This is a genomic window from Pseudomonas sp. H1_G08, from assembly GCF_054681355.1.
Genome location: NZ_CP162822.1, coordinates 1,058,835 through 1,080,617, shown reverse-complemented (window position 1 = coordinate 1,080,617; position 21,783 = coordinate 1,058,835). Strand labels below are relative to the sequence as shown.

Genomic DNA, 21,783 nt, shown 5'->3' with positions numbered 1-21,783 from the left:
AGATGACTTACTGGGTGACCAGCTCGACCGGTGTTTCGATCACGCCGTTGGCACCGCTGTCGACTTTCTCGCCTTTGATGATCTTCAGCGCGGTTTCGATGCCGAACACGGCCTGCTTGGCTGCAAACTGATCAGCCGTCGCCAGCACGCGGCCGTCCTTGAGCATTGGCTTGATGGCATTGATATTGTCGTAACCGACGACTTTCACCTGCCCAGCCTTACCAGCGGCACGGACTGCGGAAACGGCACCGACCGCCATGCTGTCGTTACCGGCCAGCAGCGCTTTGACATCCGGGTATTCACTGAGGATCGAAGCCGCAACCTTGTTGCCCTTGTCGATTTCCCAGTCACCGGACTGCAGCGAGACCACTTTGATCTGCGCGGCTTCCATCGCGTCCTTGAAACCGGCCGTGCGCGCCTGCGCGTTGGTGGTGGTGGACACGCCTTCGATGATGCCGACCTCGTCGCCCGCCTTCAGCTGCTTGGCCAGGTATTCGCCAACCAGACGTGCACCCTTGCGGTTGTCCGGACCTACGAACGGCACGTTGATGTTCTTGCTTTTGACCACGGCGGGATCAAGCTGGTTGTCGATGTTGATCACCGTGATACCGGCGTCTACGGCCTTCTTGATCACCGGCACCATGGCCTTGGAGTCAGAAGGCGCGATCACCAGTGCATTCACCTTGGCCAGGATCATCTGTTCGACGATGCGAGTCTGGCCGGCGGTGTCGGTTTCGTCTTTGATACCGTTGGAGATCAGATCGAAATCGGCGGAGTGTTCTTTCTGGTAGGCCTTGGCGCCGTCTTCCATGGTCAGGAAGAATTCGTTGGCCAAAGATTTCATGACCAGCGCGACTTTGGGCTTTTCTGCAGATTCGGCGAACGCCGAGGAGACAGGTAGTGCGGCGGCTGTGGCAGCCAGCATAGCGACAGCAAGAAGACGTGCGGCGAATGGCAGCTTCATGGGTTCACTCCGATCTTATGATTATTGTGAGCAACGTTTGCGCTGACGTAAGCTACGTCACGGCTCCGAGAGCAGATGCCCTTCCAAGTCGCGCAAACGTTTGCGTAGACCGAACTATGAGAATCCCGCCGACATTTGTCAACAATCAGAAATCGTCTTTTGTTGTAGGCCGAATCGCTGAGTCGGCCATCTGACGCTTCAGGCGGTCGTGTTGACCAGGCCACCGCTGGTAGCGCTTTTCGACATCTCCTTGACCAACGCACCCGCCACTTCTGCCAGTGCGGCGCTGGTTTGCGCGATCTGGCCCTGAATCGACATCACTGCCTGGGACTTCGCTTCGGGAGTCGGATAGCTTGCAGCCTGAGCCGCAGCCAGTTGCTGTTGCTGCTCCTGAAGTTGCTTCTGCAATTCCTTCATCCGCTTGAGCAACGTCTTGACGGTGATGCTGAGATTGCTGTCAGCCTCGGTTTCACTGTTTTCCTGCACAGGCCCGCCACCGGTTCTGACCTGATTCTTCTCAGTCTTTTCGGTACCCAGCGCCTGCGCCGAAGTCTCATTGGTCGCATCGTTCAGGCTGTTGATCGTCGCTGCAGTTTTACCGCCAATGGTGACTGCAGCGGGATTGGCAAAACCGACCGTCAGTGACATGTGAACTCCTAAGATTTGGTTTCCTTGAGGACGCATCGGCCTGAGAGCACATTTCTTTAGCGAGGATTTGTCACCCGCCTGGCTTTTCAGAGATTGCCTATCGGCGAGCCGAACACGAATCCGCCTGTCGTTCGGAATCCCGGATGGATGAATCCTCAACGATGCTCCAGCCCTCGACAAATATTGATTTAAATCATTGGGTTAAACATTTTCCGCCAGCACATTACGCATGGTATGAATCCTGCTCCCGCCCTTGCACCTCGAGCATTCAGATCGGCTTGGGGCGCATCTAGATGAACCTGCATCAGCACCGTCTCACGACTAGAGAGAAAAATAATGAAATCTGCTTTCAATACTTTGATTCCGGGCGCACTGGCCCTCCTCCTGCTCCTGCCTGCTGCCCTTCAGGCAAAAGAAGCCGAAACCCAGACGAAACTGGCGAACGTCGTCGTCCTCGCCACAGGCGGAACCATCGCTGGCGCCGGCGCCAGTGCTGCCAACAGCGCCACTTATCAGGCAGCAAAAGTCGGTATCGAACAACTGATTGCCGGCATTCCCGAGTTGAGCAAACTGGCTAACGTGCGCGGCGAACAAGTCATGCAGATCGCTTCGGAAAGCATCACCAACGACAACCTGCTGCAATTGGGTCGTCGCGTTTCCGAACTGGCCGACAGCAAGGACGTGGACGGCATCGTTATCACCCACGGCACCGACACTCTGGAAGAAACCGCGTACTTCCTGAACCTGGTCGAGAAAACCGACAAGCCGATCATCGTCGTAGGTTCGATGCGTCCGGGCACTGCCATGTCGGCAGACGGCATGCTCAACCTGTACAACGCCGTCGCCGTGGCGAGCAGCAAAGAAGCACGCGGCAAAGGTGTGCTGGTGACCATGAACGACGAGATCCAGTCCGGTCGCGACGTCAGCAAAATGATCAACATCAAGACCGAAGCATTCAAAAGCGCGTGGGGTCCGCTGGGCATGGTGGTCGAAGGCAAATCCTACTGGTTCCGCCTGCCGGCCAAGCGTCACACCATGGATTCGGAATTCGACATCAAGGACATCAAGAGCCTGCCTGACGTAGAAATTGCCTACTCCTACGGCAACGTCAGCGATACCGCCTACAAGGCACTGGCTCAAGCCGGCGCCAAAGCCATCATCCACGCCGGCACTGGCAACGGTTCGGTATCTTCCCGCGTGGTTCCATCCCTGCAAGCGCTGCGCAAGGATGGCGTGCAGATCATTCGCTCGTCCCACGTCAACGCCGGCGGCTTTGTCCTGCGTAACGCCGAACAGCCCGACGACAAATACGACTGGGTTGTCGCTCACGACCTGAACCCTCAGAAAGCCCGCATCCTGGCGATGGTTGCACTGACCAAGACCAACGACAGCAAAGAGCTGCAACGGATGTTCTGGGAATACTGATTGAACATCGCCTGATCACTTCTCGATCGGGCAATTGCGCATCACCTGCCAGCTTGGCAGGTGGTGCCCCGCTTACACCCTTCAAATACTTTTCCCACAAAAATCTCGACAAGTCCTACACCAAAATCGGAAACCCGCTGTCAGAGGATTTTCTTGAATTTTAAGCAGTTGCGAAATCGCTTACAGTTAAATACTGTATGCACGTACAGCTTAATAAGGATAACCTCGTGGCCACCTCTCCTGCTGCTCCTGACGCTTATGAACGCATGGGTATGCGCGTTCAGAAAATCATCAATTCCCCCACCGCCCAAAAAGCCAAAGCCGCACTGATTTTCCGTCTGCCGGATGAGCCGATGGACGACTGGGAGCGCTTGCTCGAGGAAATCGACGAGAACGACAACGTCACCCTCGCCTATCGCGATGACGGTGGCGTGCAGATTTTTTGGGTTGTGCCGAAGGAAGATTGATTCAATGAGTGTCCGCTGTGTTGCTTTGCTGTTGTTGTTTTTCGCCGTGGGCGCCCAGGCTGGCGCCCCACGTACATTTTCCGAAGCCAAGAAAGCCGCATGGAAACTTTATGCGCCGCAGTCCACGGAGTTCTACTGCGGCTGCAAGTACACCGGCAACCGCGTCGATCTCAAGGCTTGCGGCTATGTGCCGCGCAAGAACGCCAAGCGTGCATCGAGGATCGAGTGGGAGCACATCGTGCCGGCGTGGCAGATCGGGCATCAGCGGCAGTGCTGGCAGCAAGGCGGACGCAAGAATTGCACGCGTTACGATCCGGTTTATCAAAAGGCCGAAGCTGACCTGCACAACCTGGTACCGAGCATCGGTGAGGTCAACGGTGATCGCAGCAACTTCAGCTACGGCTGGTTGCCGGTGCAGTCCGGTCAGTATGGATCCTGCCTGACCCAGGTCGACTTCAAAGCGAAGAAAGTCATGCCCCGCCCTTCGATTCGCGGCATGATCGCCCGCACGTATTTTTATATGAGCAAACAATACGGACTGCGCCTGTCGAAGCAGGATCGGCAGTTGTACGAGGCGTGGGACAAGACCTATCCAGTGCAGGACTGGGAACGTCAGCGCAACCAGAGCGTGGCGTGCGTGATGGGGCGTGGCAACGAGTTTGTCGGCTCGGTAAATCTGAAAGCCTGCGGCTGATCGCAGCACAAATAAAAAGGCCTCGAGCGTTATGCTCGAGGCCTTTTTCATGTCTGGCGTTCAATCTGTTTGAAGGCGCTACGCTTATGGCGTGAGCGGATGCTCAATCACCACCGATTCGATATTTTGTTTCTTGGCTTTAACCAGCGCTGCATCGACCTGCACCTTTCGCGCCTCGGCGTCAGCCTGGGAATTGAACGGACCGATCAGAATTCGTGTTTTACCGCTGCCGTCCTTGACGACCGTCGGAACGAAAGCGTGCTCGATCAACCAGCCGCTCAGGTCACTGACGGCCTGAGGGGTCTCGCCACGCACTTCCAGATCCCACTGTGGCGCGGCGGCCGCCGGCGCTGCCGCGACCTTTGTCTCAGGCTTGGGCGCATCTACACTCTTGCCTTCACCGCAGCCTGCCAATGCCAGTGCCGCTACCAGCCAAACCAATTTGCGCACAACGCTTTCCTCGGAATTCACAAAGCGGCGATCTTATCATTCATAAATACTTCGCGAGCCCCGCAAAATGGGCACAAAACAACGAGAATGATGATTGCAGCCTCTGTATAGTTACGCCCTGGGAATTAATGCCGCATCTGCGCGTCAGAAAGAGGCACCCAAACCGTGAGACTTCGCACTAATCTATAGATACCACCGACCTCTGCACTGTCTGAATCAGGTGCCCTACAAAGCAATCAAGGAGAAGACCATGCTGATACTCACCCGCAAAGTCGGTGAAAGCATAAACATTGGTGATGACATCACGATCACCATCCTCGGAGTCAGCGGCCAACAGGTTCGCATCGGCATCAACGCTCCGAAAAACGTGGCAGTGCACCGTGAAGAAATTTACCAACGCATTCAGGCCGGCCTGACCGCTCCGGACAAGCCGCAAACGCCCTGAGCCACTTTGCATTACGTAGCCAGTCCCTTTGCCCCCGCGCAAGACTGGCTAAAGATTCACGCGCCGTTTAGCCATCCGCATTTCACCCCGCTGGGCACGGCGCCTGAAGCATGCTGACTCCTTTCACTTGCCCCTCCCTCCTTTCTTACGCCGATATTACCTTTCATTCCTGGAGCTGGCTGTCGGACGTTTCCGATAGAGCACGGCGAATTTCGCCTTCTAAGCGAATATCACGCCACGCGCCATGCCTGTCGCCGCGACCATCATCAGGATCAGCAGCAGCGCTTCAACATGACTGATTCGCGCGTACAACTTCGCACGCCCGGCTTCAGGCGCTACCCCGCGCGACGATGCGATGCGCCATTTGATCAGCGTGATCATCGGTGCAAGCTCCATCAGTAGTATCAGCAAGAACAGCGTCATCTTCAGATGAAACAGCGGCTGATGCAGGTAATAGTCGGAGGCTTTCTCGTAACCACCAAATGCGCGCATCGCTCCGGTAATAAGCAGCGTCAAAGCTGAAAGCCCCCAGAGGTTATCCGCGAGCAGCACGCGCTTGAGCTCTCCCGTGCCCGCCGAGAGCTGGCTGAACGCTGTGCCGCGCGTCAGTACCGCCCAGAAAGCCAAGGCAAACGCGAATAGATGAACAGCCGCAAGGATCCACTGACTCAGCATCGACGCACCCCCTTACAAAGAGTTGAAAATCGGCCAGTCAGTAGTAGACGAAAAAGCGGGGCCTCGCTTGGAGCTGACGGCGAGACAGATGCCAAACGCCAAAACGCAGGCAAAAAAAATCCCAAGCAGCTGATGGAAGCTTGGGATTTAAAAATGCATAAACCGTGGTGGTGAACGCGGAACGGATGTTACTTAAATTCCCAATATGCAACAAGGCTTTTTCGATAACCGGTTGGAGAAAAATAGCTGTAAGCCTTTGGATATTCAGGTGTTTTCAACAACAAAATGGTAGAAAACGCACCAAAATGGCGCTTGATCACTTTGCCCAAATAGTAATGAATGGAGAGCTGATCAGAGCGAAGCGGAAATAACCGGGAACAAGCGTTGCGCAAATCGCAGACAACAAAAAAGGGCTCACCTTTCGGTGAGCCCTTCCAGACCGCCCAGCAGAGCGGATTTTGTTTGGTAGGCGCGATTGGACTCGAACCAACGACCCCCACCATGTCAAGGTGGTGCTCTAACCAACTGAGCTACGTGCCTGCTGTGAGGCGGCATTCTACGGAATTCCGGAGGGGTGTCAACACCTTTTTTTTCACCTAACCCTATGAATATGCAAAATATTTAATTTCGCCTCAGCGACGAAGATTTTTCGGTAGCTGGCGGAGGTTTTTCAACTCGGGTAGGATCGACGCACTCGTAAAATATATTAAACAGAGGCGGCAGGATGGCGAACAACCAATACCCAGAGTCTTATTACGCTGCGTCGGCCAATGCCGTACCACCACGCCCTGTGCTGCAGGATGATGTGGAGACGGACGTCTGTGTGATCGGCGCCGGGTATACCGGGCTGTCGTCCGCCCTGTTCCTGTTGGAGAACGGTTTTCGCGTAACCGTGCTGGAAGCGGCGAAAGTCGGTTTTGGCGCCTCGGGCCGAAACGGCGGGCAGATCGTCAACAGCTATAGCCGCGACATAGACGTCATTGAACGCACGGTCGGCCCCAAGCAGGCGCAACTGCTCGGCGAAATGGCCTTTGAAGGCGGCCGGATCATTCGCGAGCGCGTGGCCAGATACAACATCCAGTGCGACCTGAAAGACGGTGGTGTATTCGCCGCCCTTTCCGCCAAACAAATGGCCCACCTTGAATCGCAGAAACGGTTGTGGGAGCGCTTCGGCCACACCCAGCTGGAATTGATGGACCAACGCCGCATCCGCGAAGTGGTCGGCTGCGATCAGTACGTCGGCGGCATGCTCGATATGAGCGGCGGCCACATCCATCCGCTGAATCTGGCGCTCGGTGAAGCAGCGGCAGTCGAGTCTCTCGGCGGCACCATCTATGAGCAATCACCTGCCGTGCGCATCGAGCGCGGGGCCAATCCGGTTGTGCATACACCGCAAGGCAAGGTCAGGGCCAGGTTCATCATCGTCGCCGGCAACGCCTATCTTGGTAATCTGGTGCCCGAGCTGGCGGCCAAATCGATGCCGTGCGGTACCCAGGTGATCACCACCGAGCCGCTGGGCGATGAGCTGGCGAAGGCGCTTTTGCCGCAGGATTACTGCGTGGAGGATTGCAACTATCTGCTCGACTACTATCGCCTGACCGCCGACAAACGCTTGATCTTCGGTGGCGGCGTGGTTTACGGCGCTCGCGATCCGGCGAACATCGAAGCGATCATTCGCCCGAAGATGCTCAAAGCTTTCCCGCAACTCAAGGACGTGAAGATCGACTACGCCTGGACCGGCAACTTCCTGCTGACCCTTTCGCGCTTACCGCAGGTCGGGCGCCTGGGCGACAACATCTATTACTCGCAGGGCTGCAGCGGCCACGGCGTCACCTACACGCACCTGGCTGGCAAAGTCCTCGCCGAAGCGTTGCGCGGTCAGGCCGAGCGCTTCGATGCCTTTGCCGACCTGCCGCACTATCCCTTCCCCGGCGGGCAATTGCTGCGCACACCGTTTGCCGCGCTGGGCGCCTGGTATTACGGGCTGCGCGATAAGTACGGTCTATAAACACCATTGTGGCGAGGGGATTTATCCCCGTTGGGGGTGCGAAGCGCCCCCTCTTGAGCAGGAGGGGACTACTGCGCAGTCCAACGGGGATAAATCCCCTCGCCACAGTAGATTCAGCAAGGCTTAGGATCAGAGCTGATCCCGAGCGATCCCGCTGCGAATCCGCAGGATATCCGCCAGCACCGCCAGCGCAATTTCCGCAGGGGTCTTGCTGCCGAGGTTGAGGCCGATCGGCGCATGAATCCGCGCCAGCTCCGCCTCGCTCAAACCACCAATGCGACGTAAGCGCTCAAAGCGTTTTTGCGACGTCTGCAGCGATCCCATCACACCGATGTAAAACGCCTTGGTGCGCACCGCCTCCATCATCGCCAGATCATCGATACGCGGATCGTGGGTCAACGCCACTACCGCCGTATCGCGATGACAACCACCGTCGGCAATAAACACCGAAGGCAACTGCCGACGGATTTCCACGCCATTGAGCACCACACCTTCCAGCACCTCCTCGCGCGGATCGCAGAGAATCACTTCGAAGCCAAGTCCTACCGCGAACTCGGCACAGACCTGCGCCACACTGGAGTAGCCGGCGAGCAACAAGCGCTGTGCTGCACCGATACGGATGCGCACCCGATCAATCTCACGCTCGATCCGCGCACCCTGCTCGCGATCAGCCAACAGAACGCGCGCACCGCTGGCCAGATCAACTTCGCGAAGCAGACGACGCTGCCCCAGCAGCGCTGATTCCAGTTCACGCAGATGCGCCTGCACCGCGCAGTCGGCGTCAAGTTTTTCCACCAACACATCGAGAATGCCACCGCAAGGCAGACTGACCCGCGAGCGCGGATCATCGCCTTCGCCGTAACGCACGACGCTGACTGCTTCGAGAAACGCACCTTCGGCAACGCGCTCAAGAAAATCCTCCTCAACGCAACCGCCCGACAGCGAACCGATCCACTGCCCGCTTTCGTTCACCGCGAGCAGCGAACCCGGCGCGCGCGGAGCCGAGCCGTAAGTGGTCAGCACCGTGCACAGCCAGATTCGCTGCCCGGCCACCGACCATTCCAGCGCCCGACGCACCACTTGCAGATCGAGATGCTGCATATCAGTGGGCCTTGTGCTCGACGCTCGGCGCGTCGGCTTGCAGCTTCTGCACTTCGCTCACCGCCAGTTCAGCCCTCTGGCCGCCCCAACCCTGACGCAGGTAGTTGAGCAGATCAGTCAATTGCTCAGGACTGAGCTTTTCAGCAAACCCCGGCATCGGCTGCATGCGCTCGAACCCGGAGAACTTCTGTTCGCCGATGCCGTCCTCGATCACTCGCAACAGGTTGCGCGGATCTTCCAGACGCAACGTGGTGTTGCCGCGCATGGCCACTGCGATGTGCGGTTTGCCTTCACCGCCAGCCGCGTGACAACCGGCGCAGACGTTCAGATATTCCTGACGGCCGCGCTGAGCACTCGCGCTGAGCTTGTCCAGCGGTACTTCGACGAGCTCTTTGGCTGGTGGCGGTTGCTCGCCAAGCAGGAACGTCGCCATTGCCGCCAGATCAGCATCGCTCAGACCTTGAGTGCTGTTGTGAAACACCGGGAACATTTCGTTGAACATCGTTCCTTGCGCGCTCATGCCATGCTTCAGAAACGTGCTCAGATCCTGCTGATTCCAGCCGCGCGCGGCCAGGTCGGTGGCCAGCAGGCTCGGCGCGAGATAACCATTGAGAATGCCGCCGGTCATGCGCTTGTCCATTTGCATCGCGCCCGGCAGGCCACGTGGCGTGTGGCATTCACCGCAGTGGCCGAGCACATCGACCATATACTGGCCGCGCTTCCACGCCGCATTTTTGCCTTCGGCCGGCTCCAGCTTGACGTCTTTACCGTAGAGCATGTTCCAGCCGGTCAGGCCCAGACGCACGTTGAACGGAAAGCTCAGGCTGGTCACCGGCGCGGCGCGTTCGATCGGCTCGATGGTTTTCAGATACGCGTGAATCGCATCGGAATCGGCGCGCGGCATCAGGTGATACGAAGTGTACGGCATCGCCGGATACAGATTCGCACCGTCGCGCCGTTTGCCTTCGGTCAGCGCAGCGAAGAACTCGTCATCGTTGTACAGACCGATGCCGTGCTCTTTGCTCGGGGTGATGTTGGTGCCGTAGATCGTGCCGAACGGCGACACGATCGGCAGGCCGCCGGCATACGGCGCGCCACCCGGTGCGGTGTGGCAGGCCATGCAGTCGGCAGCGCGGGCGAGGTATTCGCCGCGCTTGACCTGATCATCGGCGTGGACCGCCAAAAACGGCGCAGCCAGTCCGACCGCAAAAGTCAGGCGGGTCAGTAAACGCTTCATGCTCAACCCTCCTTGACCAGACCAAGATCGGTCAGCACGTTGCGCGTGGCGTTGTAATAACGCACGTACCCGGTGCAGCGGCAGACGTGATGGCCGAGGCTGTCCTCGATCACCTGTTCCAGCTGACTTTTGACGATCGGCTGGCGCTGCAGCTTCTCGACCAACACCGTCGCGGCGTTGACGAAGCCTGGCGCGCAGTAGCTGCACTGGAAGGCAAACTCGTCGACAAAGCGCTGCTGGATCGGATTGAGCTCAGTGACCTGGCCCTGCTCGTCGCGAGTGGCGTGGCCTTCGATGGTGCGGACTTTCTTGCCCTCGAAGTAGTGCGCGCCGGTGATGCAGGTGCGCACTTCTTCGCTGGTACCGTCGGGGTTATTGACGATCACCACGCAGGCGTGGCAGATCCCCTGACCGCAGCCCAGCCGCGAGCCGGTGAGGTTTTTGTATTCGTGCAAATAGTCGATCATCGGCAGGTCATCAGGGATGTCCACCGGGCCGACGGATTGACCATTGAGGGTCAGTTGAAGCGGACGGTTAGCCATTGAGGGCCTCCTTGATGCGCGCAGCGGTGATAGGCAAGTCACGAACACGTTTACCGATGGCGTGCGCCACGGCGTTACCGATGGCACCGACAATCGGGATCATCACCACTTCGGCGATGCCCTTGGACGGATCGCTCGGCGACAGCGGCGGCAGGATCTCCGCAGTCTGCTTCCACACGGCAACGTGACGGGCCATCGGCAGACGATAACGGTTGAAGTTCCAGTCACCCTCCCCCGGCCCGCCTTCGTACAACGGCATTTCTTCCATCAGCGCATGACCAATACCCATGGCGATACCGCCTTCGAGCTGGCCCTTGACCAACTCTTCAACCAACACGCGCCCGCACTCGATCCAAGAATGGTGGTTGAGCACCTGAACCTCCGCCGAGCCTTTGTTGACCTTCAGCTCGACCAACGTGGCGACCGGGCTGTAATAGGTCACGGCAGCGTTGTTCAACTGCACTACCGGGTAGTTGACGTTCTGCCGATCAAGCAAGTGGAAGCCGGCGCTGTTCATCTGCGCTTTCTTCGCTTGTGGCGCGCCATCGCCGTATTTCACCGCCAGACCGTCGAGCGGCAAGCGCTCGCGCACGCCGTCGATGCTGTATTCGGCTTCGGCCCAGCTCCAACGGTTGAAACCGTGCACCGTGGCGCCCGTCACCAGCCCGCGTTCGTGGGCGCGCTTGGCCAGCTCTTCGAAACTCAGCGGCTGCATGCCGTTGGCGGTCAGCTTGCCGTCGACCCAATGCGCATCTTCGCGACGCACCACGTAAGGGTTGGCCTGGCCGCCGTACGGCCCCTGACGCCATATCTCCAGCGCCGCGGGCCACAAACCATGGTTGAACAGCACGCGCGCGGCCTCACGGGTTGCATGGCTGAAGTAATAGGCGGAGTTGGTCGCCGAAGACGCCGACGCCAGCTTGCCGACCCAGCGCGGGTTGCGCAGCAGATTATCCTGCTCGGCCTGACTCATGATGTACGGGTTGCCGCTGGTGATCAGCTGCATTTCCTGCCACTCGGTTTCTCCGGTCTTCACATCATGCGCCGGGCTGCCGAGGAAATCGGCGACGACCAAGGCTTGCGAAGTGGACATGCCGGTGCCGATTTCGATACCGATATGGCGCAGGGTGATGCGCCCGTCAGCGGTGAATTCGATGCTGGCCATCGGTGCTTCGGAGCCGGTACCGAAGTCTTTCTGGCAAATGGCGAAACCGACGCCGTACCAGTTATCCGGGTCTGCCGCTTCACGTTGTTGCTTGATCGTGTCACGGTTTTTCCAGACTTCGTGCACCGAGGCCTTGTCGAGAATTTCGTGCAGGCGCAGTGCACCGGCCGGGATTGCGCCCTGGGTGTTTTTCATGCCGGACCGCAGTGCATTCCTGCGGCGCAAATCGATGGCGTCGACACCCAGACGATTAGCGATTTCGTCGACCATCATTTCGGTCGCCGCCATGCTTTGCAGGGTGCCGTAACCGCGCATCGAACCCGCCTCGACCGCGCGCGAGTGATACGCGGTGACTTGCAGGTCGTTCTGCGGCATGTAGTAGATCGACTGCGCTGCGGTGGCGCCAACCGCCGCCACCGATGGGCTGTAGTTGACCCGACCGCCGCCGTCGACGCTCATTTCTGCACGGAAAATCTTGAAGGTGTAGTCGTTCTTGTCCACGGCCAACTGGTAGCGGATGTCGAACGGGTGACGCTTGATACCGCTCTGGAATTGCTCATAGCGGTCGTTGGCCAGACGCACCGGCACACCGGCGCCGTACAGCGCGGCCAGGGCTGCGTAGTAGACAAAAATGTTGTGGTCTTTGGAGCCATACCCGACGGTGTAGCCCGGGTGCATGTTCAGGTTGGCCAGGCCGAAACGGGACGGCCCGATCATCTTCGCTGTCTCGGTCGCGACTTCCAGCGGGCACTGGGTCGCCACGACGAAATGCAGGGTTTTGGTTTTCGGGTCGTACCAGCCGTTGCCGTTGTCCGGCTCAAGGGCGGCCGGTTCGATCGACGGCGTCTTGTAGCGCTCATCGAACACCAGCCAGTTGTCTGGCGGCGTGTCGATCTCCTGCTTCATGCGGTCGGCGTAGAACAGACCGCGCTCGGTGAGGTTGCCATGCAGGTTCGGCGATGCATTCCACACTGGACGGCGGTTCTTCAGCATCGGGAACAGAATCGAATCCTTGAGGCTGGCGAACTCGTCTTCATCCGCCGAGGTCGCGCCACCGACGCGCACATAGCGGAAGCTGCCGTAGGGATCGCCTTCGTAGAACGGCACTTTGGCGCCGTAACGAATCGCCTTGTCATTGAATTTGAGTTGATTCTTGGCCTGACGGAAACGCTCGAAATCGTTCCAGATCAGGATCGCCACCGGGTGACCGATGAACATCGGCACTTTACCTTCCGGCAGCAATGGATCAGGCGCGTGCTCTTCGGGGAAGACGATACCGTCCTTGTCCAGATCGGCAGCGGTAACGATGCGGTCTGGCTGCAGATCAGCGCCGAGCCACGACAGGTCGTAACCTGCGTAGATACGGTCGGCCTTGATGGTTTTCAGCAGCATGGCGTGGCCCTGTTGCTCAGGCCAGCCAGGCATGTCCTTGGCGCGGATGTCGCGGGCAAACACCTTGCTGCCGCAGACCTTGGACAAGGCATCGTTGCGTTGACGGGCCTTGCCGTTATTGCCGAGCCATTTCTCGGACGGCACGGTGACGCTGTTTTCCATCAAGGCAGCCAGCGCCTGACTGCTGAGCGGCGTAAGCGTAACGCTCACACCCGCCACCAGCCCGCCCTGGAGGAACGAGCGCCGGGATATTTCACGGTTGGACATGGATCATCCTCTGGGCGGTTATAGGTCCGCCCTTGTGGTTATCTACTGGGGATCTCGAGTCGTGCAGAAGCTCTTTCTGGCGAAGCAAAGAGCTGTGTTGACAGTGCAAAGCTGACCGAAAGGTTAACTTTAAAGGTTTCTGCGCCCACAGCAAACAACCAGTTACAAAAACCTGACTAAATAATCAAAAAATCAATGCGACGCAGCACCGCAGAGGGCTTGCAGAGATTCTTGTAGGAGCTGTCGCGTGAAACGAGGCCGCGATCTTTTGATCTTGCTTTTTAAAATCAAGATCAAAAGATCGCAGCGTGCCGCAGCTCCTACAGGACGATTTGCGTAGGAGCTCGAGAGAGGAATAGCTAAATTTCAGACACAAAAAACCCCGGTCTTTCGACCAGGGTCTTTGCTATCGATCCGATTCAGCCAATGGCTGATTTCGGCGCTTCAAGGCGTTCAGTGGTCCTTGAAACAGATATGGCGCAGCGGACGGGACTCGAACCCGCGACCCCCGGCGTGACAGGCCGGTATTCTAACCGACTGAACTACCGCTGCGTATCGCTTTGAGCTTGCGCTCAAGTAACTCGTTTTGATTGCCGGCTTCGGTGCCTTGCAATCGCGAATCAGATGAATCTGACTCGTAAAATATGGCGCAGCGGACGGGACTCGAACCCGCGACCCCCGGCGTGACAGGCCGGTATTCTAACCGACTGAACTACCGCTGCGCGTCGGTGCAGGCACTTTCAGCCTACTCTCTTGCTTGCGCAAGCTTCTCGGGAGTGGTGGGTGATGACGGGATCGAACCGCCGACATTCTGCTTGTAAGGCAGACGCTCTCCCAGCTGAGCTAATCACCCGTTTGCATCTCCGAGGCCGCGAAATTTACGCAGGTGGCGAAGCTAAGTCAATAGCAGGATTGGAGTTTTTCTGAAAAAGACGAAATTGCTTCATTCCTGAAGAAGCCATCGACCGATGGACCGCATTCGCGAGCAGGCTCGCTCCCACAGGACGCGGCTTCGCTTGTTATTCCGTGTAGATCATCTTCTTGGTCATGCCGCCATCGACGACAAATTCCTGCCCGGTGACAAATCCCGCATTGCGCGACAGCAACCACGCCACCATCGCCGCCACGTCTTCGACCGTCCCCACCCTGCCCGCCGGATGCTGGGCGTGATCGGCATCGGCCAAAGGTTCGGCGCGGCGCACAGAGGGATCACGAGTATCGATCCAGCCCGGACTGACCGCATTCACGCGGATTTCCGGCCCAAGGCTGATTGCCAGCGCATGGGTCAGCGCCAACAGCCCCCCCTTGCTCGCCGCATACGCCTCGGAGTCCGCCTCCGACTGTCGCGCACGGGTCGAGGCCAGATTGACGATCGAACCGTTGTGCGCACGCAGATAAGGCGCACAGTGCTTGGCCAGCAACATCGGCCCGCTCAGATTCACCGCCAGCACCCGATTCCAGTACGCCAGATCGAGGCTTTCCAGAGTGATGTTGTGCGGATCTGCCACCGCCGCGTTGCAGACAAGCGCATCAAGGCGACCAAACTGTCCCAGCACCTCGGCCACGCCCAGTGCGACCTGATTTTCCTCGGCGACGTCCATGGCGATGAACCAGGCATTCTCGCCGAGCACCTTCGCCACTTTCGAACCACGCGCCCGATCGAGATCGGTCAGCACCACTTGCCAGCCTTCGCTGATCAGCCAGGCGGCAATTCCGAGGCCGATACCGCGTGCAGCGCCGGTGACCAGCGCCACGCGGCCATGGGTATTGGCCGCCGGTGTGGACAACTCGATCACAATGCCGCCAGACCGCGCGCCAGGTCAGCCTGCAGGTCAGCCACATCTTCCAGACCAACCGCGACGCGAATAAGGCTGTCGCGAATCCCCGCCGCTTCACGCTCCTGCGGCGCCAGACGGCCGTGGGAGGTGGTGCTTGGATGGGTGATCGTGGTTTTGCTGTCGCCGAGGTTGGCGGTGATCGAAATCAACCGAGTAGCATCGATAAAGCGCCAGGCGCCTTCTTTGCCGCCCTTGACCTCGAAGCTGACCACCGCACCAAAACCCTTCTGCTGGCGCTGGGCCAACTCGTGCTGCGGATGGCTCTTCAGACCGGCGTAATGGACTTTCTCGATGCCGTCCTGCTGCTCCAGCCATTCGGCCAGCGCCTGAGCGTTGGCGCAATGCGCTTTAATGCGCAGGTTGAGGGTCTCGAGGCCTTTGAGAAAGATCCACGCGTTGAACGGGCTGAGGGTCGGCCCGGCGGTCCGCAGGAAACCCACCACTTCTTTCATCTGTTCACCGCGACCGGCGACAACGCCGCCCATGCAGCGGCCCTGACCGTCGATGAACTTGGTCGCCGAGTGCACGACAATGTCCGCGCCGAGCTTCAGCGGCTGCTGCAACGCCGGGGTGCAGAAGCAGTTGTCGACCACCAGCTGCGCGCCCTTGGCATGAGCGATTTCAGCCAGGGCGGCGATATCCACCAGCTCGGCCAACGGGTTGGACGGCGATTCGACAAAAAGCAGTTTGGTGTTGGACTTGATCGCCGCGTCCCAGGCTGACAGATCGGCCAGCGGGACGTAATCGACTTCGACGCCGAAGCGTTTAAAGTATTTCTCGAAGAGGCTGATGGTCGAGCCGAACACGCTGCGCGACACCAGCACATGATCGCCAGCACTGCACAGGCTCATCACCACCGCCATGATCGCGGCCATGCCGGTTGCCGTGGCGACGGCTTGCTCGGCGCCCTCCAGCGCGGCAATGCGTTCTTCGAACGCGCGCACGGTCGGGTTGGTGTAGCGCGAATAGACGTTGCCGGGCACTTCGCCGGCAAAGCGCGCCGCTGCATCGGCAGCGGTGCGGAACACGTAACTGGAGGTGAAGAACATCGGGTCACCGTGTTCGCCTTCCGGCGTGCGGTGCTGACCGGCACGGACGGCCAGGGTATCGAACGCTACGCCTTCGAGGTCGCTGTCCAGCCGACCGGCATCCCATTCCTGACTCATGCTGTCTCTCCTTGCTGTTCTCGAACAATAAATATCAGATACAAAACCGGCCCCTCAGGGCCGGTGGAAACTCAGTTGTTGTACAGATCGATGATCGCACTGACTGCCTGGGTCTTGACCTTCGAGGCATCGTTGCGCGCCTGTTCGATCTTGTTCAGGTAAGCCTCGTCGACGTCACCGGTCACGTACTTGCCGTCGAACACTGCGCAATCGAAGTGCTCGATCTTGATCTTGCCGCCGCCGACCGCTTCGATCAAGTCAGGCAGGTCCTGATAGATCAGCCAGTCTGCACCGATCAGGTCGGCCACGTCCTGAGTCGAACGGTTGTGCGCGATCAATTCGTGGGCGCTCGGCATGTCGATACCGTACACGTTCGGGAAGCGCACCGCAGGTGCCGCCGAGCAGAAGTAGACGTTTTTCGCGCCGGCTTCGCGGGCCATCTGAATGATCTGCTTGCAGGTGGTGCCGCGCACGATCGAGTCATCGACCAGCATGACGTTCTTGCCACGGAATTCCAGCTCGATGGCGTTGAGCTTCTGGCGTACCGACTTCTTGCGCGCAGCCTGGCCCGGCATGATGAAGGTGCGGCCGATGTAACGGTTCTTGACGAAACCTTCGCGGAATTTCACGCCCAGGTGATTGGCCAGCTCCAGCGCTGCGGTACGGCTGGTGTCCGGAATCGGGATGACCACGTCGATATCGTGCTCAGGGCGCTCGCGCAGGATCTTCTCGGCAAGCTTCTCGCCCATGCGCAGACGTGCTTTGTACACCGACACGCCGTCGATGATCGAGTCCGGACGCGCGAGGTAGACGTGTTCGAAAATGCACGGCGTCAGCGACGGGTTGGTTGCGCACTGACGGGTGTGCAGCTTGCCGTCTTCAGTGATGTACACCGCTTCGCCCGGCGCGAGGTCGCGGATCAGGGTGAAACCGAGCACGTCCAGCGAAACGCTTTCCGAGGCGATCATGTACTCGACGCCTTCGTCGGTGTGACGCTGGCCAAACACGATCGGGCGGATGCCGTGCGGATCGCGGAAACCGACGATGCCGTAACCGGTGACCATCGCCACAACGGCGTAACCACCAACGCAACGGTTGTGCACGTCGGTCACGGCGGCGAACACGTCTTCTTCGGTCGGCTGCAGCTTGCCGCGCTGGGCCAGCTCGTGCGCGAACACGTTGAGCAGCACTTCCGAGTCGGAGCTGGTGTTGACGTGACGCAGATCGGATTCGTAGATCTCTTTGGCCAACTGTTCAACGTTGGTCAGGTTACCGTTATGCGCCAGTGTGATGCCGTACGGCGAGTTGACGTAGAACGGCTGGGCTTCGGCCGACGTCGAGCTGCCGGCAGTCGGGTAACGGACGTGGCCGATACCCATGTGGCCGACCAGACGCTGCATGTGACGCTGCTGGAACACGTCACGCACCAGGCCATTATCCTTGCGCAGGAACAACCGGCCATCATGGCTGGTCACGATACCGGCAGCGTCCTGGCCGCGGTGCTGGAGCACGGTTAGCGCGTCATACAGCGCCTGATTGACGTTCGACTTACCGACGATACCGACGATGCCACACATGCGACGCAACCCCTACTTAATGGATCTGAACTGAGCAACACTCACTGAGGCGTTTTCGCCGTCGGCAAGAGCTGCTCCTTGAACGGAATCTCAGCGGGTACGCTGATTCCGCTGGCAAGCCACTGACTGCTCCACCCCAGTATCAGGTTTTTGGACCAGTCGGCGACCAATAGAAACTTGGGCACGAGCTGTGATTCTTTCCACCACCCGTCCTGCTGTACCGGCCCCAGGCTCAACAGCCCGACCGCCACGACCACCAGCAACACGCCACGCGCTGCGCCGAAGGCCATGCCGAGGAATCGATCGGTCCCGGACAACCCGGTGACGCGAACCAACTCGCCGATAAGATAATTGATCATTGCGCCCACGATCAGTGTGGCGACAAACATGATGGCACAGCCCGCGATCACGCGAGCCGATGGGGTTTCGATGTATCCGGCGAGGTACTCGGACAGTGAGCCACCAAACATCCAGGCAACCGCTCCTGCGATGATCCAGGTCAGCAGCGATAAAGCTTCCTTTACGAAGCCGCGGCTCAGACTGATCAAAGCGGAGATGGCGATGATTGCAACGATCGCCCAGTCAACCCAGGTAAATGGCACAGTGCAGCCTACAGACGGATAAGGCGGCGCATTTTAGCAGAGCGCATGGCTGTCGGTAAGCTGCGATTGTCAGTGCTTTTCAATCGAGGTGATAGATTTCAGCCACGTTCAGGCTGAAAACGGACAACGAAGCCCTTGAGGTTCTGCTGACGACTCAGCAGATCGCGCAGACGATCGGCTTCGGCACGCTCGATCAGCGGACCGACGAACACCCGATTCTTGCCATCGGCAGAACGAATGTAGGCGTTATAGCCCTGGCTGCGCAGGTTCTTCTGCAGGCTTTCGGCGCTGGCGCGGCTCGACAGACTGGCCAGTTGCACCGACCAGCTCACCGACAGACCGTTGGCATCGACGCGGCTCTGCGTGGTATCCGGCTTGCTCGTTGCCGATGTGATCGGCTGGGCCGGCGCAGGAATTGGCTTGGCCACTGGCGGCGGCGTTGCCGGACGGGCAATTTGCGCAGGGATGGTCGGTGCCGGGGCGGCCGGGGTGGCCGGTGCAGCGGGCGCAGCTTCTTCAGCGACTTCTTCGTCAGTCGGCACAGGCTCTTGCGGCAAGGCCTGCGGCTCAGGCACGGCCACCGGGTCAATTTGCACCTGCGGCATGGCCGAAGGCTGAGGCGCAGCCGGGGCCTCGACGGTCACCTGACGCTGCTCGTCCTGACGGGAAAACAGCATCGGCAGGAAGATCACCGCCAGCGCCACCAGCACCAGCGCGCCAACCATGCGCTGCTTGTACGCTTTATCCAGCAAAGCCATTTGCCGCTTCCTCCGTGGAGCGCCGGGCCAGCCATTCAAGGGCCTCGGCGACACAATAAAATGATCCGAACAAGAGAATCTCGTCGTCGCTGGTTGCTATAGCGCACTGCCCTTCCAGAGCGGCCGCAACGCTGGCATAGGACGTTACTGAAGCACCAAGGTTCTGCAGCGCCGCCTCAAGTTCAGCCACCGGACGCGCGCGCGGCGAATCCAGCGGCGCGACAGCCCAATGCGCGACACTAGCATTCAATTCGCCAACAACACCATCCAGATCCTTGTCCGCCAGCAACCCGAACACCGCCAGACGCTTGCCAACCGGCGGCCGCGCGGCCAGACGCCGGGCGAGATATTCAGCGGCATGCGGATTGTGACCAACATCCAGCAACATGTTCAGGCGCTTGCCGTTCCATTCGAACGAACGACGATCGAGGCGTCCGACCACGCGCGTCGCCTGCAACGCCGCGACAATCTGTTCGGCATTCCACGGCAAACCTGTCAGCAGATAGGCTTGCAGCGCCAGCGCGGCGTTTTCCATCGGCAGATCGAGCAGCGGCAAGTCGCGCAACTCGACCACTTGGCCCAGGGCATCGGTGCCGCGCCATTGCCAGTGCTGGTCAGTGATGCCGAGATCGAAATCGCGTCCACGCAGGAAGAACGGGCAGGCCAGTTCGTGCGCTTTGTCGAGCAGTGGTTGCGGAGGATTCAGGTCGCCACACAGAGCAGGCTTGCCCTGGCGGAAAATTCCGGCCTTCTCGAAGGCCACGGATTCGCGGGTATCGCCCAGATAATCGGCGTGATCGACGCCAATGCTGGTGACCAGCGCAATATCGGCATCGACTACATTGACGGTATCCAGACGCCCGCCCAACCCGACTTCAAGCACCACAGCGTCAAGCGCCGCCTGCTGGAACAGCCAGAACGCTGCCAGAGTGCCCATTTCGAAGTAAGTCAGGGAAGTCTCGCCGCGGCCCGCCTCGACCGCAGCAAAGGCTTCGCAGAGCTGCGCGTCAGTGGCTTCGACGCCGTCGAGCTGCACCCGCTCGTTGTAACGCAGCAGGTGCGGAGAATTGTAGACACCAACGCTCAGGCCCTGCGCACGCAGCAATGAAGCCACGAACGCGCAGGTCGAACCCTTGCCGTTGGTGCCGGTGACCGTGATCACCCGAGGCGCCGGCTGGCCCAGCCGCATGCGGGACGCTACCTGCTGCGAACGCTCCAGGCCCATGTCGATGGCCGACGGATGCAACTGCTCAAGGTAGGCGAGCCATTCACCAAGGGTGCGCTGGGTCATACGTTGGCAGGCACCGGCGGCACCACGATCGGTTCGATCGGCGCGGCGACGAACTTCGGCGTCGGCTTGCCGGTCATCTGTGCCAGCAGGTTACCCAGACGCGGACGCAGTTCCTGACGGTGGATGATCATGTCGATCGCGCCGTGCTCCAGCAGGAATTCGCTGCGCTGGAAGCCTTCCGGCAGTTTCTCGCGCACGGTCTGCTCGATCACCCGCGGACCGGCGAAGCCGATCAGGGCTTTCGGCTCGCCGACGATGACGTCGCCAAGCATCGCCAGACTGGCGGAAACGCCGCCGTAGACCGGGTCGGTCAGTACGGAGATGAACGGAATGCCTTCTTCACGCAGACGCGCCAGCACGGCCGAAGTCTTGGCCATCTGCATCAGCGAGATCAGCGCTTCCTGCATGCGTGCACCACCGGAGGCGGCGAAGCAGATCATCGGGCAGCGGTTTTCCAGTGCGTAGTTGGCAGCGCGAACGAAGCGCTCACCGACGATGGCGCCCATTGAACCGCCCATGAAGTTGAATTCGAATGCCGAAACCACTACCGGCATGCCCAGCAAAGTACCGCTGACCGAGATCAGCGCGTCTTTTTCGCCGGTCTGCTTCTGCGCGGCAACCAGGCGATCCTTGTACTTCTTGCCGTCACGGAATTTCAGACGATCAACCGGTTCCAGGTCAGCGCCCAGTTCGTTACGGCCTTCCGGGTCGAGGAAGATGTCGATGCGGGCACGTGCGCCGATGCGCATGTGGTGGTTGCACTTGGGGCAAACGTCCAGGGTCTTTTCCAGTTCCGGGCGGTACAACACCGCCTCGCAGGATGGGCATTTGTGCCACAGACCTTCAGGCACCGAGCTCTTCTTGACCTCCGAGCGCATGATCGAAGGGATCAGTTTGTCTACTAACCAGTTGCTCATGCTTTCTTTCTCCAGTACCGGCGGCCCGAACGCTCTGGTTCGCAGCCCCGCGTATGCCCTTGAGCTAAATTCATGTGTGTGGCGATGGTTGCCGAACAGTGGCGGTCAGCGCGGAACATGACCTGCGTACGATTCAGCAACCCTCAGCCGCGCC

The 21,783-nt window shown here is 59.4% G+C and carries 20 protein-coding genes and 4 tRNA genes; 5 read left to right on the top strand and 19 right to left on the bottom strand.

Annotation, left to right across the window (positions count from 1 at the left end; translation table 11 throughout):
* Nucleotides 1-7 precede the first annotated feature (7 nt).
* Both AB4N85_RS04835 and AB4N85_RS04830 read right to left on the bottom strand, forming a co-directional pair.
* The gene (locus AB4N85_RS04835) at nt 8-964 is read right to left on the bottom strand and encodes a sugar ABC transporter substrate-binding protein (protein WP_024012403.1); all 957 of its coding nucleotides are present in this window, start codon (nt 962-964) and stop codon (nt 8-10) included.
* Between the two features lie 198 nt (nt 965-1,162).
* Nucleotides 1,163-1,612 (bottom strand): hypothetical protein, encoded by a 450-nt coding sequence (locus AB4N85_RS04830; protein ID WP_041478549.1) that lies wholly within the window; start codon nt 1,610-1,612, stop codon nt 1,163-1,165.
* A 336-nt stretch (nt 1,613-1,948) separates the two neighbouring features.
* On the opposite strand from AB4N85_RS04830, the gene AB4N85_RS04825 reads away from it, so the two are divergent.
* The 3 genes from AB4N85_RS04825 to AB4N85_RS04815 all read left to right on the top strand — a co-directional run bounded on the left by AB4N85_RS04825 (nt 1,949) and on the right by AB4N85_RS04815 (nt 4,198).
* Entirely contained in the window at nt 1,949-3,037 is a 1,089-nt protein-coding gene (locus tag AB4N85_RS04825) for an asparaginase (protein WP_095179504.1), read from the top strand.
* A gap of 197 nt (nt 3,038-3,234) precedes the next feature.
* The gene (locus AB4N85_RS04820) at nt 3,235-3,504 is read left to right on the top strand and encodes a DUF1654 domain-containing protein (protein WP_016774035.1); all 270 of its coding nucleotides are present in this window, start codon (nt 3,235-3,237) and stop codon (nt 3,502-3,504) included.
* A 4-nt stretch (nt 3,505-3,508) separates the two neighbouring features.
* Complete coding sequence (locus AB4N85_RS04815; RefSeq protein ID WP_041478547.1) at nt 3,509-4,198, top strand: endonuclease; 690 nt, start codon at nt 3,509-3,511, stop codon at nt 4,196-4,198.
* Nucleotides 4,199-4,282: 84 nt separating this feature from the next.
* Here AB4N85_RS04815 and AB4N85_RS04810 read toward each other — a convergent pair whose 3' ends face one another.
* Nucleotides 4,283-4,648 carry an SPOR domain-containing protein gene (locus AB4N85_RS04810; protein WP_056784413.1) on the bottom strand — a complete coding sequence of 122 codons (366 nt, stop codon included), beginning with the start codon at nt 4,646-4,648 and terminating at the stop codon, nt 4,283-4,285.
* 250 nt (nt 4,649-4,898) lie between these two features.
* Between AB4N85_RS04810 and csrA the strand changes: the two genes are divergently transcribed.
* Entirely contained in the window at nt 4,899-5,093 is a 195-nt protein-coding gene (gene csrA / locus AB4N85_RS04805) for a carbon storage regulator CsrA (protein WP_003179932.1), read from the top strand.
* A gap of 219 nt (nt 5,094-5,312) precedes the next feature.
* On the opposite strand, the gene AB4N85_RS04800 is transcribed toward csrA, so the two are convergent.
* Both AB4N85_RS04800 and AB4N85_RS04795 read right to left on the bottom strand, forming a co-directional pair.
* Entirely contained in the window at nt 5,313-5,768 is a 456-nt protein-coding gene (locus AB4N85_RS04800) for a DUF2214 family protein (protein WP_252869133.1), read from the bottom strand.
* 463 nt (nt 5,769-6,231) lie between these two features.
* A tRNA-Val gene (locus AB4N85_RS04795) sits at nt 6,232-6,308 on the bottom strand.
* 184 nt (nt 6,309-6,492) lie between these two features.
* Between AB4N85_RS04795 and AB4N85_RS04790 the strand changes: the two genes are divergently transcribed.
* Nucleotides 6,493-7,776: an NAD(P)/FAD-dependent oxidoreductase gene (locus AB4N85_RS04790; protein ID WP_252869132.1), complete on the top strand. Its 1,284-nt coding sequence runs from the start codon at nt 6,493-6,495 to the stop codon at nt 7,774-7,776.
* Nucleotides 7,777-7,905: 129 nt separating this feature from the next.
* On the opposite strand, the gene AB4N85_RS04785 is transcribed toward AB4N85_RS04790, so the two are convergent.
* The 14 genes from AB4N85_RS04785 to accD all read right to left on the bottom strand — a co-directional run bounded on the left by AB4N85_RS04785 (nt 7,906) and on the right by accD (nt 21,629).
* Nucleotides 7,906-8,877, bottom strand: a complete 972-nt coding sequence (locus AB4N85_RS04785) for an XdhC family protein (RefSeq protein ID WP_460067177.1) — start codon at nt 8,875-8,877, stop codon at nt 7,906-7,908.
* Nucleotide 8,878: 1 nt separating this feature from the next.
* Complete coding sequence (locus tag AB4N85_RS04780; RefSeq protein ID WP_252869130.1) at nt 8,879-10,114, bottom strand: c-type cytochrome; 1,236 nt, start codon at nt 10,112-10,114, stop codon at nt 8,879-8,881.
* A 2-nt stretch (nt 10,115-10,116) separates the two neighbouring features.
* On the bottom strand, nt 10,117-10,656 hold the full coding sequence (locus AB4N85_RS04775; protein WP_460067175.1) for a (2Fe-2S)-binding protein: 540 nt from the start codon (nt 10,654-10,656) through the stop codon (nt 10,117-10,119).
* The gene (locus AB4N85_RS04770) at nt 10,649-13,480 is read right to left on the bottom strand and encodes a xanthine dehydrogenase family protein molybdopterin-binding subunit (protein WP_252869129.1); all 2,832 of its coding nucleotides are present in this window, start codon (nt 13,478-13,480) and stop codon (nt 10,649-10,651) included. Before AB4N85_RS04770 ends, AB4N85_RS04775 begins: the two co-directional genes overlap by 8 nt.
* Nucleotides 13,481-13,955: 475 nt before the next feature.
* Nucleotides 13,956-14,032 (bottom strand) — tRNA-Asp (locus AB4N85_RS04765).
* Between the two features lie 93 nt (nt 14,033-14,125).
* Nucleotides 14,126-14,202: transfer RNA gene (locus AB4N85_RS04760), tRNA-Asp, on the bottom strand.
* A gap of 55 nt (nt 14,203-14,257) precedes the next feature.
* Nucleotides 14,258-14,333: transfer RNA gene (locus AB4N85_RS04755), tRNA-Val, on the bottom strand.
* A gap of 166 nt (nt 14,334-14,499) precedes the next feature.
* Nucleotides 14,500-15,276, bottom strand: a complete 777-nt coding sequence (locus AB4N85_RS04750) for an SDR family oxidoreductase (RefSeq protein ID WP_252869128.1) — start codon at nt 15,274-15,276, stop codon at nt 14,500-14,502.
* Nucleotides 15,273-16,484 (bottom strand): O-succinylhomoserine sulfhydrylase, encoded by a 1,212-nt coding sequence (locus AB4N85_RS04745; protein WP_252869127.1) that lies wholly within the window; start codon nt 16,482-16,484, stop codon nt 15,273-15,275. Before AB4N85_RS04745 ends, AB4N85_RS04750 begins: the two co-directional genes overlap by 4 nt.
* Nucleotides 16,485-16,555: 71 nt before the next feature.
* Nucleotides 16,556-18,061 (bottom strand): amidophosphoribosyltransferase, encoded by a 1,506-nt coding sequence (gene purF, locus AB4N85_RS04740; protein ID WP_016773943.1) that lies wholly within the window; start codon nt 18,059-18,061, stop codon nt 16,556-16,558.
* Between the two features lie 41 nt (nt 18,062-18,102).
* Complete coding sequence (locus AB4N85_RS04735; protein ID WP_016773942.1) at nt 18,103-18,663, bottom strand: CvpA family protein; 561 nt, start codon at nt 18,661-18,663, stop codon at nt 18,103-18,105.
* A 98-nt stretch (nt 18,664-18,761) separates the two neighbouring features.
* The gene (locus AB4N85_RS04730) at nt 18,762-19,421 is read right to left on the bottom strand and encodes an SPOR domain-containing protein (RefSeq protein WP_252869126.1); all 660 of its coding nucleotides are present in this window, start codon (nt 19,419-19,421) and stop codon (nt 18,762-18,764) included.
* Nucleotides 19,405-20,712, bottom strand: coding sequence for a bifunctional tetrahydrofolate synthase/dihydrofolate synthase (gene folC / locus AB4N85_RS04725; RefSeq protein ID WP_252869125.1), 1,308 nt, complete (start codon nt 20,710-20,712; stop codon nt 19,405-19,407). The genes AB4N85_RS04730 and folC overlap by 17 nt, the downstream gene beginning before the upstream one ends.
* Nucleotides 20,709-21,629 carry an acetyl-CoA carboxylase, carboxyltransferase subunit beta gene (gene accD, locus AB4N85_RS04720; protein WP_016773939.1) on the bottom strand — a complete coding sequence of 307 codons (921 nt, stop codon included), beginning with the start codon at nt 21,627-21,629 and terminating at the stop codon, nt 20,709-20,711. Before accD ends, folC begins: the two co-directional genes overlap by 4 nt.
* Nucleotides 21,630-21,783 lie beyond the last annotated feature (154 nt).

Bases quoted from the DNA above. Each gene is read 5' to 3' on its own strand.
- AB4N85_RS04835 (WP_024012403.1), bottom strand. From the start codon at position 964: ATGAAGCTGCCATTCGCCGCACGTCTTCTTGCTGTCGCTATGCTGGCT.
- AB4N85_RS04830 (WP_041478549.1), bottom strand. From the start codon at position 1,612: ATGTCACTGACGGTCGGTTTTGCCAATCCCGCTGCAGTCACCATTGGC.
- AB4N85_RS04825 (WP_095179504.1), top strand. From the start codon at position 1,949: ATGAAATCTGCTTTCAATACTTTGATTCCGGGCGCACTGGCCCTCCTC.
- AB4N85_RS04820 (WP_016774035.1), top strand. From the start codon at position 3,235: ATGCACGTACAGCTTAATAAGGATAACCTCGTGGCCACCTCTCCTGCT.
- AB4N85_RS04815 (WP_041478547.1), top strand. From the start codon at position 3,509: ATGAGTGTCCGCTGTGTTGCTTTGCTGTTGTTGTTTTTCGCCGTGGGC.
- csrA (WP_003179932.1), top strand. From the start codon at position 4,899: ATGCTGATACTCACCCGCAAAGTCGGTGAAAGCATAAACATTGGTGAT.
- AB4N85_RS04800 (WP_252869133.1), bottom strand. From the start codon at position 5,768: ATGCTGAGTCAGTGGATCCTTGCGGCTGTTCATCTATTCGCGTTTGCC.
- AB4N85_RS04790 (WP_252869132.1), top strand. From the start codon at position 6,493: ATGGCGAACAACCAATACCCAGAGTCTTATTACGCTGCGTCGGCCAAT.
- AB4N85_RS04785 (WP_460067177.1), bottom strand. From the start codon at position 8,877: ATGCAGCATCTCGATCTGCAAGTGGTGCGTCGGGCGCTGGAATGGTCG.
- AB4N85_RS04780 (WP_252869130.1), bottom strand. From the start codon at position 10,114: ATGAAGCGTTTACTGACCCGCCTGACTTTTGCGGTCGGACTGGCTGCG.
- AB4N85_RS04775 (WP_460067175.1), bottom strand. From the start codon at position 10,656: ATGGCTAACCGTCCGCTTCAACTGACCCTCAATGGTCAATCCGTCGGC.
- AB4N85_RS04770 (WP_252869129.1), bottom strand. From the start codon at position 13,480: ATGTCCAACCGTGAAATATCCCGGCGCTCGTTCCTCCAGGGCGGGCTG.
- AB4N85_RS04745 (WP_252869127.1), bottom strand. From the start codon at position 16,484: ATGAGTCAGGAATGGGATGCCGGTCGGCTGGACAGCGACCTCGAAGGC.
- purF (WP_016773943.1), bottom strand. From the start codon at position 18,061: ATGTGTGGCATCGTCGGTATCGTCGGTAAGTCGAACGTCAATCAGGCG.
- AB4N85_RS04730 (WP_252869126.1), bottom strand. From the start codon at position 19,421: ATGGCTTTGCTGGATAAAGCGTACAAGCAGCGCATGGTTGGCGCGCTG.
- folC (WP_252869125.1), bottom strand. From the start codon at position 20,712: ATGACCCAGCGCACCCTTGGTGAATGGCTCGCCTACCTTGAGCAGTTG.
- accD (WP_016773939.1), bottom strand. From the start codon at position 21,629: ATGAGCAACTGGTTAGTAGACAAACTGATCCCTTCGATCATGCGCTCG.